The organism is Anaerolactibacter massiliensis, assembly GCF_900290205.1.
In the GTDB taxonomy this organism is placed as follows: Bacteria; Bacillota_I; Bacilli_A; order Erysipelotrichales; family Erysipelotrichaceae; genus Bulleidia; species Bulleidia intestinalis.
Map to the genome: position 1 here is coordinate 305,727 of NZ_OLMH01000002.1, position 12,884 is coordinate 318,610.

Below are 12,884 nucleotides of genomic sequence, written 5' to 3' on the forward strand. Positions count from 1 at the left end.
TTCCTGTCCTGAATCCTGTAGAATTCAGAAAACAGAAAGAAGGGATCAGATATGATTCGTATTTACGGAAGTCCTCATTGCCCTGACTGCGTGGCATGCAAAGCAGCATTCGATGAGAAAGGCACCCCGTATGAATTCATCGATATCACCGGGTCGATGCCGAACCTGAAAGCATTTCTGAAGATGAGAGATCATCTGCCGCTGTTTGAAGAAGTGAAGGAACGCGGTTCTGTCGGAATCCCGGCGATCGAGAAAGAAGACGGAACGATCACTCTGGACTGGGAAGAAGTGCTGAAGGAATACGGCATGACTGCTCAGCCAGGCAAAGCCTGCAGCCTGGATGGCAAAGGCTGCTGAACTTAAACTGCGAAAGCAGTTTTTTTCATGGAGCTGACCAGGTACAGAAAAAGCAGAGTTTCCTCTGCCTGAATGTCATGGCCTGGAATCAGAGAGCTTCTTCTGATTCTATTTTTTCTGCTTCTTCCGGATGGCGGCTGTAATAAGAATAGATGCATCCGCAGTAATCCTGGCGATACAGATGATGCTCTTCAGCCAGTTCGTGCTGGCGGGTCTGACCCCCGCCTTTCTTGAAGTCCGAATAGAAATAGCGGACCGAAGGATAGCGATGCGACAGGGATCTTCCGATCTCATTCATCTTCTGGCTGTCTTTCTGGCGAGAGATTGACATGACCGTCGTGAAGTAGTCAAAGTGATGCTCCGCAGCATAGCGGTATGCTTCATTCATGCGGTATGCATAGCAGTAGAAACATCTGCCAGCTCCTTCCGGATCCTCCTTCATCGGTTCCAGCCTCCGGGTATATGCCTCATTGTCGTATGGAGTGATGATGAGCTTCACGGTATTTCCGGTTTCGCTGATATAGCGCTTCAGTTCTTCCAGCCGCCTTTCATATTCGGCAGAAGGCCAGATGTTCGAGTTGTTGAAATAGATCGTTACATCAAAGACCTGAGTGAGAAACTCGATCGGAAACGATGCGCATACTGCACAGCATGCATGCAGAAGGAGCGAAGGCTTTCTCCCCTGGTACTCTTTGCGGATATCTTCAATCTCCTTTTTCGAAACCAGATAGTAGTTCGTGCGCTGCTGCTTTTTCCGGTTCTCTCTGAGACGGATCAGATCTTCCTTATTCATTGGTCAGAAACATGCAGTCTCCGAACGAGAAGAACCGGTATTTCTCCTGCACAGCCACCTGATATGCATGCATGATCAGATCATAGCCGCCCAGCGAGCAGATCATCATGATCAGCGTCGACTTCGGCAGATGGAAGTTCGTCAGCATCGCATCGATCGTATGCCATTCATAGCCAGGATAGATGAACAGCTTCGTCTCGCCATGGCAGGCTTCAAATCTGCCGAACCGGTTCCACACGGATTCCAGTGTACGGACCGAAGTCGTGCCGACGGCGACAATTCTTCTTCCTTCTGCTTTGGCCTGATTGAGGATCGAAGCTGCTTCTTCTGACATGTAATATACTTCGCTGTGCATGACATGATCCTTGACATTCTCGGTGTCCATCGGCTTGAACGTGCCAAGACCGACGTGCAGCGTCACATCGACAATGGTCACGCCTTTCTGCTGCAGCTGATCGAAGATCTCCGGCGTGAAGTGCAGCCCGGCTGTCGGTGCAGCTGCGGAACCATCTACTTTGGCATAGACGGTCTGATAGCGATTTGGATCATCCAGCTTTTCCCGGATATATGGGGGCAGAGGAACATTTCCGAGTTCCTCAAGAATCTCATTGAAAATGCCATGATAGATCATCTTCATCTTCCTGAGTCCCTGTTCCTCGACTTCGACGCACTGTGCCTTGAGTCTGCCATCATGGAAGCTCACGACTGTTCCGAGCTTGACCGTATGAGCATTGCCGAGCAGGCATTCCCATACATCATCCGGAAGCTGTCTCAGCAGCAGCACTTCCACATGTGCCCCGGTTTCTTCCTTGATCCCGTAGAGACGGGCCGGGATGACTCTCGTATTATTGCGGACGAGGACATCTCCTTCATGGAGATAATCCACGATGTCATAGAAATGCTTATGTTCCAGTTCTCCGCTCTTCATATGGACCACCATCATCCGGCTGGTCTTGCGGTCCTTCAGAGGAGTCTGGGCAATGAGCTCCTTCGGGAGCTCATAATCAAAATCACTTGTCTTATCGTACATAGATGCCTATGTGTTCCTGCCTTTCTGTTCTCAGCTCAATTATCTTAAAGGTCCGGCCATGAAAACACAATGCCATCAGAAATAAGTCTTGCAGGAAATCACCTGTCCGATTACCCGGACTGGCAGCGAGGAAATCTCTTTCGCATCAAAATAGCGGTTCTCTACCTCCGGATTGGCCGCTTCGAGGATCATGACTCTGCCCTTATAGACGACCTTCTTAACCGTCACTTCATCACCGATCAGGATCACGCCGATTTTTCCGCTGTCGATCCGGCTGCACTGTCTGACCAGGACCAGGGAGCCATCCATGATTCCGGCTCCATTCATGGAATCTCCGGTCACCTTCAGATAGAAGTCTCCGTCCCGCGCATCTTCCATCGTGGCCGATTCCTCGCCGAGATAATTTTCTTCCGCAAACAGGTCATATCCAGCCTTGACATAGCCGAGAACAGGGAGCTGAACCCGGATATCCATGCCCTTGATCGCCGGTTCGATATTATAGCCGACCATTTCGCTGAGCGTCTTCAGAGTATCTCCGTATACATGCTTCACGCTGCCGTTGACCCACCGGCTGACCGTCGAGCGGTTCACATTGCATCTCCGGGCAATCTCTGCATCAGAAACCCCGCTCTTCAGCTTGTAATCATGAAGAATATCCTTCAGTTCCATAATGACCTCATTTCCGGCTTCATTATAGGGTTTTGTGCAACAACATGTCAAATTCAGACATCTGATCGATGCACTTATTCCATAGAAATGACACAGTTTTCAGCAGCCAAGCCAGCAGCGGCTCTTCCGCTTCTCAGGGTCCGGCAGGGAGGAAGCTTCTTGTGCGGAAAGAACCCAGTACTCCATTCCGGATTCCTTATGATCCAGGCAGAATCCTCTCTTCTTGAGAAAGGCGATTCCTTCCGCATTGTCCGGCCCGATTGCCGCTTCCAGGGTCTCAAATCCATGTTCCTTCGCTTCCCTGGCAAGATGAATCAGTGCATAGGTTCCGTAATGTTCCATGCGCTCTTCCTTCTGGATGAGAATCCGGATCCGGCACCTCGTTTCTGAGATTCTTTCATATTCGCAGATGCCCGTGAAGTATCCGCAATGGTCGCAGTAGATGAATCTTCCAAGCGCGCTGCTTCCGTCAGAATTCACATACTGATCCAGATAATGATCCCACTCTTCTTCCGGAAATGAGATGGTCCCGTGATTCCAGCTCATGGAACAGCTGCTGCCAAGCAGCTTCTTCCGGTATTCAAGTTCTTCCCGTTCAGGCTTCAGATACTGCGTCATATACTTTTCCCTCTGTCGCCTTATGATACCTGCTGGCGCACAAAAAAGCTTCTGACATGCTTTCTGTGCAATAATAGGACCATGATCCGCAATATCGTACTGGACCTTGGCGGGGTCCTGATCACTTATCATCCTGTCAGCTCCATCATGAGAGCAGGATACAGCAGGGAAGACGCAGAGCGGCTGAACCGTTCCGTTTTCCTGGATCCCCTCTGGACAGAACTGGACCGGGGAACATATGCTTCGATGGAAGAGGCACTGCCTCTTTTCTGCAGTGCGCATCCGGAAGATGAGAAGCTGATCCGTGCATTCTTTTCGAATAACTGGATGGAACTGCTATTTCAGCCGATCGAAGCAAGCGTCGTTTTTCTGAAGAAGCTGAAGCAACATGGATATCGGGTATATTTTCTGACCAATTATGCGGCAGATTCTTATCAGGAGACTTCTTCCAGACTTTCGTTCTTTTCACTTGCAGATGGTGCTGTTGTTTCTTCCGAAGTGAAGATCAATAAACCAGATGAACGCATTTACCGGATTCTTCTGGAACGTTATTCTCTGGTTCCTTCGGAGACACTGTTCTTCGATGACCATGAAATCAACTGCAAAGCAGCCATCCGCTGCGGCATGCATGCACAAGTATTCCGGGATGCGGAAACCGCAGAGGAAGTTCTCCTGAGCAATTTCTGAACAATGCTGTCCGGGGATTGCATCCGGGCAATGAGATGCTATCATGAAAGTGCCTATGGAGAGTGTGCGAGAGACCGGTTCTTTGACCACACGGCAACCTGCTCTTTCGCAAGGTGCTAATGCCGGACCGATGGGGTGATCTTGCATGTCAGAACGTCCTGTCACTTCACAAAATTTCATTCGGTAGAAGCCACGCCCCTTTACGGGGCGGTTTTACGTTGTTTAGCCCTGATTCTCAATATAGTTTTCAATGGTTTCCTGAGATACCTGTCCTATCGATGCAGCAAAATAGCCATCTGACCATAACGTTTTTTCTTTCCAGTAATGTTTTTTCAGCATATGCCCATGATTTTTCCACGCCTGATATGTGCTGTATTGTTTGAACACCGAAACGATACCAGTGATGTTCGATGCAAGCATCAAACATGTATTGCTTAACGTCAGTTCTGAACGTGCCGAACAGTAAGGCTTTGCGATACTTTGCCGCAAAGATCAGATGTACCATGAGCAGATTCTTGTTATGCCGTCGGTGCTGATAAATGCTATCCATATGCTTACCTTATCACTATATAAATATTATAAAATATTTATATAGTGAAATCGTGTTCTCACGAAAAGGAGCAGGTCCAACATGCAGATAGGCGAAACGATTAAAGTACGTCTGACTTCTGAGAGTGGCACTAATCTGCTGTTTTTTCAGACCGCTTATCAATATATGCTTGGATGTAATTTTGTCTCCGAATGGATCTTTCAGCATGACTTCTGCCTCAATTCCAATGAGGTTCAGAAACATGTATATTACGATCTGCGTAAACTGTTTGGACTAAAGGCACAGATGGCTATCTCGTGCATTAAAACAGTTACTGCCAGATATCAGACCGTCGATACGCAGATGAGAAACAATCCGTACCGGTTTACCGCGGATGGTAAACACTACAGCTTTCATCGGGATATGACATGGCTTCAGAAACCAATTGCGTTCAACCGCCCGCAGTGCGATCTGGTACGGAACCGTGAGTACAGTTTTGTACATAACAAAATTGACGGCCACATTCAGCTCTCCATCAACACGCTCGGCAAACGGGCTGTATGCGATTTTGTACTGCCCGAATCCATGCAGAGATTCTTTGACAGTAGCTGGACGCTTGGCACAGCGAAACTTGTGGAACTGAATGGCATCTGGTATCTGCATATTTCCGTAACAAAGAACGTTGATGAATTTGAAAGAGGTGATGTGAAGCATGTTGTGGGCATTGACAGAGGTCTTAGATTTCTGGCATCTGTCTATGACGAACAGCAGAAAACACAGTTTTTCAGTGGCAAAGAGATTTTACGCAAACGTGATAAATTTGACGCTGTACGTGCACAGCTTCAGGCAAAAGGAACACGGTCAGCCAAACGCAGACTGGCAAGTATTTCCGGGCGAGAGAACCGTTGGATGAGTGATGTCAATCACTGCATCAGTAAGGCACTCGTCCGGCGATACGGTCCGGGAACATTGTTTGTACTGGAAGATCTGACCGGTGTATCTTTTGAAGAAGAAAACATGCACGGCGCAAAGCAGACACACGACCTGCGGAACTGGTCATTCTATGACCTTGAAACAAAGCTGACGTATAAGGCAAATGAATCTGGCTCCAGTGTGCTGAAGGTAAACCCGCAGTACACTTCTCAGCGCTGTCCGAGATGCGGTGCTGTCGTAAAGGGAAACCGTGATCACAGCGAACACTTATACAGGTGCAGGCAATGTGGCTATACCAGCAACGACGATCGTATCGGGGCAATGAACATCTACACGCTCGGCACGCTCTGGGTCAGCGGAAATGAAAATCCGCAGTTCGATAAGATTAAGCTGATCGAGCCTGCGGAATCAGTATCAGTAAAATAAGCTAAGGCTTCGGTATACCGGAGCGCTATCAAACGGGTGTTGTCAATCATCCGGCGATGTGACGCCACAGGAGGTATAATCCTCGCTAGCAGAAACCAGGAGGCTTATATGAGCACGCTTGTACTGGTGGAGGCAGTCACAAGCCTCGGCCCTTTACGGGACGGGGTAATTGACAGGACGTTTTTGATAGGGGGAAGCGATGCAGAAAACTCGGAAGATGAAAGGATCTCCGGATGAGATCCGGACTTATTTCCAGAATGAGAAGGGTCTATTGATCCTGATCACGATTACCGGAGTCCTCTACAATATCGGCATGACTGCCGGCCCCTGGTTTGAAGGACAGATGGCACAGATGCTGTGCGACATCATTCAGAAGACCAGAACTCCTGCAGAGATGATCCGGCTTGCAATGACGTATGTGCTCGTTATCCTGTTTGTGCAGGGCATGCGCTATTTCAAGCGCCTCTATATCCGTCGGTTTGCCAATGAGATCAGCCGGGACATGAAAGAAACGCTGTACCGGAATCTCTTGTCTTCTGCAGATGTCAGTGAAGAGAGTGCCGGAAACCTGCTGACCAAGGCAATTGCAGATGCAGATACGTGCACAGAGGGCATCCGGAAGTTCACGACTGAAATCTTCGATACCGGTGTCGTTATGGTGGCATACCTGGTGATGTTATTGAGCTATGACTGGCGGCTTACGCTGCTCGTGATGATATTCCCGCCGTTTGCGTATCTCATTGCTGCTAAGCTGAAGGGATATGTCGCAATAGTCAGTGCCCAGGGCAAGGAGAGCGAAGCCAGACTGAACCAGGCAACGCTCGACCGGGTATCCAATGCGCTGACCTACCGGGTCTATGGTGAAGAAACCAGACACAACCAGCTGTATGAAGGGGTTCTCACGGATTATGAACAGAAAGAAGCCAGGGCAAATCTTCTGGTTTCGAGTGTTCAGCCCCTCTATCAGATTATCGCCAGCATCAGCGTGGTGCTGATTCTGTGGCTGGGCGGAAAGAACGTAGCAGGAACCGGATGGACTGCATGGAATATTGCGGCATTCTCTACGTTTCTTGCCTGCTTCACGAAGCTTGCTTCCAAGTCTTCCAAGGCTGCAAAGCTTTTCAATGCGGTTCAGAAAGCACAGGTTTCGTGGCGGCGGATCAAGCCATTCCTGAAGGAAACCGAACTTTCGGAAGAGACGGAACCTGCCCCTTGCAAGACGCTGCAGGTAAAGGATGTTTCCTTCTCTTATGACAAAGATCATCCGGTGTTCTCCCATCTGACCTTCACGGCAGAACCTGGTGAGATCATCGGCATCACCGGTGAAGTTGCAAGCGGGAAGTCTTCACTTGGAAAACTGTTTCTGCCTGGTTCTTCCTATACCGGCGGGATTCAGTGGGGCACAGAAGACTGGCATGCATGTATGAACGAGAAGAAATCCTTTGTCGCATATCTTGGCCATCAGCCGGAACTATTCAGCGGAACGATTGAAGAGAATATCAGACTAGGCAGAGAAGGCGATATCAGCAAGGTCCTCTCTCTGGTATGCATGGATGAAGATCTGAAGTCCTTCCCGGATGGCGTGAAGACGCTGATCGGAGATGGCGGTATCAGACTGTCCGGCGGCCAGCAGGCAAGGATTGCCTTAGCGAGGACGCTGTACCATGCCCGCCCGCTGATGATCCTTGATGACCCGTTTTCAGCGGTGGATCCGAAAACGGAAGAGCAGATCTTCAGGAATCTGCGGGCGTATTCTTCTGATTCCATCATTCTTCTGATCTCTCATCGCCTGGCGCTCTTTTCCAGGATGGACCAGGTGTTGTTTCTCAATCAGGGAACGGCTGCATGCGGAAGCCATGAAGAACTGATGCAGACGCAGCCGATCTATCGGGAACTTGTGACCCGCCAGGAGAAAGCAGGTGATCTTGATGCGTGACCCGATTGCAAATTCCATGAACACCAGTATCAGGAAGAATTCCGGTATGACCATTCTGATGCTGGCATCAATCATCGGCTCCGTGATTCTTGCCGTGATTCCACCGCTGGTCCTGGGAAGGCTCGTAGACAGCCTGGCGGAGGGAAGCGGTATTTCGCTTCAGAATGCCCTGTATTATTTCCTTCTGCTTGTGCTGTCCGGTTTCCTGGAATCCCTGCGCGGCGGGCTGATCACGATCTTCGGCCAGAAAGTCACGCATCAGCTGCGCTCGGATCTGGCCGCAAAGCTGCAGCGGCTTCCTGCTTCTGCATTTGCGGAAAAGGGAAGCGGCGAAACAGGATCCTTATTCGTGAATGACGTAAATACCGTCGAGACCCTGTTTGATGAAGGTATCATCTCGATGTTCACTGATCTCGCGGAAATTGTCAGCATCCTGTTCGTGATCTTCACACGTTCCTCAGGGCTCGGCATCCTGTTATTGATTGCTCTGCCGTTTCTGTTCCTGCTGACCCGTCATTTCCAGAAGAGCATGCTCAAGGCGCAGAAAAACTATCGTGAGGCAGTTGCAAGGACTGCCCAGCAGATTCCGGAATCTCTGAAGAATCACCGTCTGATCCGCGTGCTGAACCTGGAACGATATATGGCTTCCCGCTACAACCATGCGATTCAGGATGGCTTCGATGCGATGGAAAAGTCTAATTTCTATGATTCCATCTATTCTCCGATCATTCTGACGGTGAGTGCGCTGATCACGGCAATCATGATGATCCTTTCTGCTTCCGGCGGCCGCTGGCAGGCCTTCTTCGGCATGTCGGTCGGCACTGCGGTCGCAGTCATTGCTTATGTCGGCAAGATTTTTGACCCGCTTGAATCGATCGGCATGGAGATTCAGAACATTCAGTCTGCGGCGGCAGGCCTGGTGAGAATCCGTACTTTCCTGAATCTGCCGGAGGAGGCTTCTTTGGAGGATGGAATGATTGATGAGTCAAAGCCTCCTGTCTTTGCAGAACATGTAACCTTCGGCTATGATCCTGAAACGATCATCCTGAACGATTTCAGCCTGGAGCTGAAACAGGGAGAGATGGCAACTCTGATCGGCAGAACCGGAGCAGGCAAGAGCACGTTCTTCAAGCTCCTGCTTGGTCTCTATGAACCGCAGAAGGGGAAGATCAGCATCTACGGAGCAGAACCAGCCACAATCAGAGAACAAGACAGGCGTCTCTTATTCGGCTATGCAGAACAGCAGTTTCATCCGATTCCCGGGACGATCCGTGATCAGATTACGTTGAATGATCCAAGGATCAATGAAGAAAAGGTTCAGAAGGCAATTGATCTCTGCAATCTGAGAATGGTCGTGCAATCTCTTCCGGAAGGCCTTGATACTCCATATGAATCTGCATCGCTTTCGCAGGGACAGATTCAGCTCCTTTCCATTGCCCGGGCTGCGGCAGCTGATCCGAAGATCCTGCTGCTTGATGAAATCACGGCAAATCTGGATTCCAATACCGAAGCAGCGCTCATGACTGCTATGAAGAATGCATCGAAAGATCGTACCGTGCTTTCGATCTCTCATCGGCTCTATGAAGAAGCAGGCGGCAGAAAAATTTCGATCCAGGCGCAGCCAGACTGAGTTTCAGCAGAGTTGTTCGGAAGCACCTGAAAAACCGGATGGGAAAGACCTGAACATTGATTCTCAGCCCCAGAAGACGGCCCATATCACTACACAGAGAAAATGGTGCAATTCCCATCATCATGAGGAATGCACCATTTTTGCTGCAGAAGTATTTTCAATCTCCTTGTCTGAATCTTTCTCCCGATAAGAAAGGAGATGGCGGACTGCCATCTCCTGAGGCTTATTGATCGTGCCAGACTCCGTTTTCATCCCACCAGCCGGTATATGGGTGGAACGTTCCGTTCTCATCCCACCAGCCATTGCTGTAATCCGTTTCTGCCTGGTATTCGGTATCATCACCTTCACCGGACCAGCTGCCATAGCTATGGCCTGTGCAGAGCTCTGTCGGGGCATTGTTCGGGGCTGCATACTCTTCGGCCGAAGGGCACCAGCTCTGTGCAAGCATGCCGGATTCCGTACATACCTTGTACTTCTGAATGCCAAGTTCTTCTGCCGTCTTTTCCTGGATTTCCTTGTCCGGATCCCCGCCCTCGGAGATCGGATCCATATAGGACTTCCAGAGCGGAGCAGCCTGATAATAAGACGAGCTGTTCGTCATATATGCATAGTTATCCGCCGAGACTCTGAGAAAGCTCGTGTAATAGGGCGTATAGCCGCCGAAGCTGATGACCTGATGCTCATGCGTTCCGGTCTTGCCGCAGCTCTTCACGGTATCGAGATGTGCTTTCACACCAAGTCCTTCAGTCATGTTGGTCTCCATCATATCGGTGACAAGCCATGCTGTGGATTCGGAGAATACCTGATGGGTTTCGACGCCTGACTCATCCAGAACCAGATTTCCGAACCGGTCCTTCACGGTGATATAGGCATGCGGCGCAATATAGACACCGCCATTTGCCAGACATGCATATCCGGCGGTCATCTCGAGGGTCGTGACACTCGAGGCGCCCAGCGCCAGACCTGCAGCCGTCTTATCCAGATGGGAAGGATCGAATCCTTCTTCGGTCAGATAGCTGAACGAACGATCAATGCCGACATGTTCCAGCAGGAACCTTGCGGCTGGAATGTTATGCGAGAGCTCCAGAGCCCTGCGCATCGTGATCGGGCCGTTGATGTAGTCGCCATTCGGATAGCTGTTGTCGCCGCCATATCCATAGATGCTCGTCTGCACATCCAGCACAGTCGTGCCCGGATAATCACCGGACTCGAGGGCCGGCGCATAGACAGCTAAGGGCTTGAAGCTTGATCCGACCGGCTGCGTGCTGTCCACGGCCCGGTTGAATCCTTCCGGTTCGGTGGTCTCTTCACGCCCGCCGACCATGGCCAGCACCCGTCCGGTATGCTGATCCATGATGACCGCAGAAGCCTCTACTTCCGTTCCGTCTTCCGTACGCGGATAGTTCGAGAAATTCGTGATCGCGTCCTGCATCGTATCCATCATGGATGTATCCAGGGCGGTATAGATCTGATAGCCAGCATTGCGGATCTGACGCTTCATGTCATCTAGATTTGCTGTCGTGGCCTCTTTGCCCTCCTGCTTCAGCAGCTGTTCCGCAACATCTTCGACTGCATATTCGACATACAGCGGGTAATCATAAAGCTTGAAACGATCCGAGGAGGTGCGCACAGCGACCGTGTCAGACAGCGCATTGCTGTACTGTTCTTCGCTGATCTTGCCGGTCTTGTACATCGCATACAGGACATTGTCGGTACGCCAGTTGGTAACCGACATGTCGCCGCTGTTGTAATTCGTTCTCGGATTGTATTCATTCGGGCTCTGCACAAGGCCTGCAATCATCGCGCATTCCCTGAGACTGAGCTGATCCAGATCTTTTCCGAAATAATCCTGCGCTGCTACCTTGACGCCATAGTTGGAATCGCCGAGATAGATGATATTCAGGTACCACTCGAGAATCTCATCCTTGCTCATGACCTTTTCCAGCTGCAGCGACAGGTGAATTTCCTGTGCCTTCCGCTGATAGCTGACATTCTGGGTCAGAAACACATTCCGGACTAGCTGCTGGGTCAGCGTAGAAGCACCATAGTTTGCGTTGTGAGTGATCTGTCCGATCACAGCTCCGGTCAGACGCTTCAGATCAATGCCGTTATGCACATAGAAACGCTGATCCTCAATCGCCACAAATGCATCCTTAAGCTGTTTGGGAATCTCGTCGATTCCTGCCCATTCAATATTCTCATTGGTTCCGTAGTCGGCGACCCAGTTGCCATCTGCGTCGTAAATCACGGATGCCGTACTGTAATTTTCCCGCTTGGTCAGATCCAGTTCCGGACATCCATCCAGCAGGGATTCATAATACGTCCATACCGCACATCCGCCGACGGCTGCAGCAGCGACCAGGAACAGGAAGATCACCAGAACAATATGCCCGGGACTCTTCCGATTGAATGACTCCGGAGGCTCTTTCTGCATGATGGCTTCTTCTTTTTCCTCAGCCTTCTCATACTTCTCATGCAGTTCCTCAGAAGCCTTCTTCACGAAGGAAACTCCGGCTTCTGTCTTTTCCTTTACTTCTTCAATTCCCTTTTCCAGAGCAGCTGCTGCTTCTTTCTGCACCGATTCATCCGTTTTCTTCTCTTCAGCGGCTTTGAGCTGTGCAGCCTTCGCTTCATTTTCTTTCTTCCGCTCTTCCGCTGCAGCTTCCTGCTTCTTCCGGAACGTGTGGGCTGCAGTCTTCACTGCTAAGATTCCGGCAGCCCCTTTTTCTTTTGCAAAGTCCCAGCCTTTCTTCAGTGCTTCGCTGGTTTTCTGAAACGTCTCTTTCACTTCTGCGCCCAGCTTCTCCGGCTGATCCGCAGTGCTTTCTGCTGGCTGAACTGGTATCTCAGCTTCCGGTTTCACTTCTTCAGCCGGTTTTGCCTCTTCTGCAGGGAGATCTTTCTTCTCTTCCGGCTTTTCTTCCGGGAGCTTCTCTGCAGGAACAGGTTCTGTTTTCAGCTGAAAAGCTTTCCGCTTTCTGAACCTGATCGTCTTCTTCTGATCGTCTGAAGAACGATAGTGAGGACGATGGTGTCTGTGATTTATTTCAGCAGGAACGGTCTTTTCGGAAGCAGATACTTCAGGCTCCGACTCTGTTTCTGGACTGATGGATTTTTCTTTCTCGCTGGCCATTCCGATTCTTCTCTCCTGTGGCATCCGGGCGGAACAAAAACAGACTGCGTTTCCGCAGGACGCAGTAAACATTATAAACGAAACCAGAGATCTGGCGGATGGGGAACGATGAAAATTAATTCTGAAACCGCATTCTTTGCAAG

The 12,884-nt window shown here is 50.2% G+C and carries 11 protein-coding genes and 1 riboswitch; of the genes, 5 read left to right on the top strand and 6 right to left on the bottom strand.

The window, feature by feature from the left end; translation table 11 throughout:
* Positions 1 to 51: 51 nt before the first annotated feature.
* Positions 52 to 357 carry a glutaredoxin domain-containing protein gene (locus tag C7E00_RS05050; protein WP_105303256.1) on the top strand — a complete coding sequence of 102 codons (306 nt, stop codon included), beginning with the start codon at positions 52 to 54 and terminating at the stop codon, positions 355 to 357.
* An 88-nt stretch (positions 358 to 445) separates the two neighbouring features.
* Here the strand turns inward: C7E00_RS05050 and C7E00_RS05055 are convergent, their stop codons facing one another.
* The 4 genes from C7E00_RS05055 to C7E00_RS16165 all read right to left on the bottom strand — a co-directional run bounded on the left by C7E00_RS05055 (position 446) and on the right by C7E00_RS16165 (position 3,467).
* Entirely contained in the window at positions 446 to 1,150 is a 705-nt protein-coding gene (locus C7E00_RS05055; protein ID WP_105303257.1) for an epoxyqueuosine reductase QueH, read from the bottom strand.
* On the bottom strand, positions 1,143 to 2,180 hold the full coding sequence (gene queA, locus C7E00_RS05060) for a tRNA preQ1(34) S-adenosylmethionine ribosyltransferase-isomerase QueA (protein WP_105303258.1): 1,038 nt from the start codon (positions 2,178 to 2,180) through the stop codon (positions 1,143 to 1,145). The genes C7E00_RS05055 and queA overlap by 8 nt, the downstream gene beginning before the upstream one ends.
* Positions 2,181 to 2,255: 75 nt before the next feature.
* Positions 2,256 to 2,849: a LexA family protein gene (locus C7E00_RS05065; RefSeq protein ID WP_105303259.1), complete on the bottom strand. Its 594-nt coding sequence runs from the start codon at positions 2,847 to 2,849 to the stop codon at positions 2,256 to 2,258.
* Positions 2,850 to 2,948: 99 nt separating this feature from the next.
* A complete protein-coding gene (locus C7E00_RS16165) occupies positions 2,949 to 3,467 on the bottom strand; it encodes a GNAT family N-acetyltransferase (RefSeq protein WP_105303260.1) in 519 nt (172 codons plus the stop codon).
* An 81-nt stretch (positions 3,468 to 3,548) separates the two neighbouring features.
* Between C7E00_RS16165 and C7E00_RS05075 the strand changes: the two genes are divergently transcribed.
* Positions 3,549 to 4,154, top strand: coding sequence for an HAD family hydrolase (locus C7E00_RS05075; RefSeq protein ID WP_105303261.1), 606 nt, complete (start codon positions 3,549 to 3,551; stop codon positions 4,152 to 4,154).
* Positions 4,155 to 4,204: 50 nt separating this feature from the next.
* Positions 4,205 to 4,291, top strand: a riboswitch (SAM riboswitch).
* 85 nt (positions 4,292 to 4,376) lie between these two features.
* Here the strand turns inward: C7E00_RS05075 and C7E00_RS16750 are convergent.
* The gene (locus tag C7E00_RS16750; protein ID WP_420808592.1) at positions 4,377 to 4,574 is read right to left on the bottom strand and encodes a transposase; all 198 of its coding nucleotides are present in this window, start codon (positions 4,572 to 4,574) and stop codon (positions 4,377 to 4,379) included.
* A 211-nt stretch (positions 4,575 to 4,785) separates the two neighbouring features.
* On the opposite strand from C7E00_RS16750, the gene C7E00_RS05085 reads away from it, so the two are divergent.
* The 3 genes from C7E00_RS05085 (at position 4,786) to C7E00_RS05095 (ending at position 9,608) form a co-directional block, all read left to right on the top strand.
* The gene (locus C7E00_RS05085) at positions 4,786 to 6,042 is read left to right on the top strand and encodes an RNA-guided endonuclease TnpB family protein (protein ID WP_105303262.1); all 1,257 of its coding nucleotides are present in this window, start codon (positions 4,786 to 4,788) and stop codon (positions 6,040 to 6,042) included.
* A 199-nt stretch (positions 6,043 to 6,241) separates the two neighbouring features.
* Positions 6,242 to 7,978, top strand: a complete 1,737-nt coding sequence (locus C7E00_RS05090; protein WP_105303263.1) for an ABC transporter ATP-binding protein — start codon at positions 6,242 to 6,244, stop codon at positions 7,976 to 7,978.
* The gene (locus C7E00_RS05095) at positions 7,971 to 9,608 is read left to right on the top strand and encodes an ABC transporter ATP-binding protein (protein ID WP_204378568.1); all 1,638 of its coding nucleotides are present in this window, start codon (positions 7,971 to 7,973) and stop codon (positions 9,606 to 9,608) included. The genes C7E00_RS05090 and C7E00_RS05095 overlap by 8 nt, the downstream gene beginning before the upstream one ends.
* A 223-nt stretch (positions 9,609 to 9,831) precedes the next feature.
* Here C7E00_RS05095 and C7E00_RS05100 read toward each other — a convergent pair whose 3' ends face one another.
* Entirely contained in the window at positions 9,832 to 12,741 is a 2,910-nt protein-coding gene (locus C7E00_RS05100; RefSeq protein ID WP_167836471.1) for a transglycosylase domain-containing protein, read from the bottom strand.
* Positions 12,742 to 12,884 lie beyond the last annotated feature (143 nt).

What these genes read in the sequence shown, in the direction of transcription:
- C7E00_RS05050 (WP_105303256.1), top strand. Translation starts at nt 52, where the DNA reads ATGATTCGTATTTACGGAAGTCCTCATTGCCCTGACTGCGTGGCATGC.
- C7E00_RS05055 (WP_105303257.1), bottom strand. Translation starts at nt 1,150, where the DNA reads ATGAATAAGGAAGATCTGATCCGTCTCAGAGAGAACCGGAAAAAGCAG.
- queA (WP_105303258.1), bottom strand. Translation starts at nt 2,180, where the DNA reads ATGTACGATAAGACAAGTGATTTTGATTATGAGCTCCCGAAGGAGCTC.
- C7E00_RS05065 (WP_105303259.1), bottom strand. Translation starts at nt 2,849, where the DNA reads ATGGAACTGAAGGATATTCTTCATGATTACAAGCTGAAGAGCGGGGTT.
- C7E00_RS16165 (WP_105303260.1), bottom strand. Translation starts at nt 3,467, where the DNA reads ATGACGCAGTATCTGAAGCCTGAACGGGAAGAACTTGAATACCGGAAG.
- C7E00_RS05075 (WP_105303261.1), top strand. Translation starts at nt 3,549, where the DNA reads ATGATCCGCAATATCGTACTGGACCTTGGCGGGGTCCTGATCACTTAT.
- C7E00_RS16750 (WP_420808592.1), bottom strand. Translation starts at nt 4,574, where the DNA reads ATGCTTGCATCGAACATCACTGGTATCGTTTCGGTGTTCAAACAATAC.
- C7E00_RS05085 (WP_105303262.1), top strand. Translation starts at nt 4,786, where the DNA reads ATGCAGATAGGCGAAACGATTAAAGTACGTCTGACTTCTGAGAGTGGC.
- C7E00_RS05090 (WP_105303263.1), top strand. Translation starts at nt 6,242, where the DNA reads ATGCAGAAAACTCGGAAGATGAAAGGATCTCCGGATGAGATCCGGACT.
- C7E00_RS05095 (WP_204378568.1), top strand. Translation starts at nt 7,971, where the DNA reads ATGCGTGACCCGATTGCAAATTCCATGAACACCAGTATCAGGAAGAAT.
- C7E00_RS05100 (WP_167836471.1), bottom strand. Translation starts at nt 12,741, where the DNA reads ATGGCCAGCGAGAAAGAAAAATCCATCAGTCCAGAAACAGAGTCGGAG.